Source organism: Microbacterium umsixpiens (assembly GCF_053543675.1).
This window is the reverse complement of the sequence record NZ_JBLVOH010000201.1, coordinates 1-1076: the sequence shown is the minus strand read 5'-3', so window position 1 is coordinate 1076 and position 1076 is coordinate 1. Positions and strand designations below refer to the sequence as shown.

The following is a 1076-nucleotide window of genomic DNA, read 5'->3' as shown; positions in this document are numbered from 1 at the left end:
CCGGGCGTGCGGGCGAGGCGGGGTGAAACGCAGGTGTAAGATGGAACCCGTACGAACGTGCGTCGGTTGTCGCACGCGTGCTCCCCGCACCGCCCTGCTCAGGGTGGTGGCCCAGAACGACACCCTCATCCCCGATGACTGTGCTGTCCTGCCGGGGCGCGGCGCGTGGGTCCATCCGACTCGGGAATGCATGGATGCCGCTCTGCGGCGCCGCGCATTCGGACGAGCACTGCGCGTATCCACTGAGCTGGACACGCGGACCTTCGAACAGCACCCACCAAGAAACAAAGGCTGAACAGCTATGGAAACAAAGTGAACGGCTCGAAATGAGACCCGTCCGCGACTAGTGGTCTGCCCTGTCTGGGTGGACCGACTCAGACAGGAGAATTGTGGCTGGTAAACCACGCGTACATGAGATCGCCGCCGAACTCGGCGTCGACAGCAAGGTCGCTCTTGCAAAGCTCAAAGAACTCGGCGAGTTCGTGAAGAGCCCCTCTTCGACCATCGAACCGCCGGTGGCGCGCAAGCTGCGCGCGGCGATCGAGGCCGACGGGTCGCTCAAGGGTGCGGCTGAAGCTGCTCCCGCGTCCAAGCCGGCTGCCGCCAAGTCGGCAGCGAAGCCGGGCGCCAAGCCCGGACCCACCCCGGGCCCGAAGCCCGGTCCCAAGCCTGCCCCGGAGGCTCCGGCCCCCGAGGCGCCCGCGCCCGCTGCACCGGCGCCTGCCCCCGTGGCAGAGGCACCTGCAGCAGCGGCAGCGGACGCACCCAAGCCTGCAGAGGGCGGTGCACCGACTCCTGGCGCTCCGCGTCCCGGCAACAACCCGTTCTCCTCCGCGCAGGGGATGGGGCAGCGCCCGGCCGGACCCCGCCCGGGTAACAACCCCTTCGCATCCGCCCAGGGCATGGGTCAGCGCCCGACGCCGGGCAACATCCCGCGTCCGCAGGCTCCGCGCCCCGGTGCACCCCGTCCGGGTGCTCCGCGTCCCGGTTCGCCTCGTCCCGGTGCGCCCCGTAGCGGTGGTGGCGGTCGTCCCGGCGCTCCGTTCCAGCAGCGTCCCGGCGGCCCCGGTCGTCCC

At 70.4% G+C, this 1076-nt stretch carries 2 protein-coding genes; both read left to right on the top strand.

Translation table 11 applies throughout. The annotated features are described in order from the left end of the window. Positions 1 to 40: 40 nt before the first annotated feature. Positions 41 to 295, top strand: coding sequence for a YlxR family protein (locus ACNPM4_RS17765; RefSeq protein WP_448986583.1), 255 nt, complete (start codon positions 41 to 43; stop codon positions 293 to 295). A 94-nt stretch (positions 296 to 389) separates the two neighbouring features. Further along, positions 390 to 1076, top strand: a 687-nt coding sequence (locus tag ACNPM4_RS17760; protein WP_448986563.1) for a translation initiation factor IF-2 N-terminal domain-containing protein, incomplete at its 3' end; no start/stop codon positions are given.

Coding starts and splice junctions, on each gene's coding strand:
- ACNPM4_RS17765 (WP_448986583.1), top strand. CDS start 41: ATGGAACCCGTACGAACGTGCGTCGGTTGTCGCACGCGTGCTCCCCGC.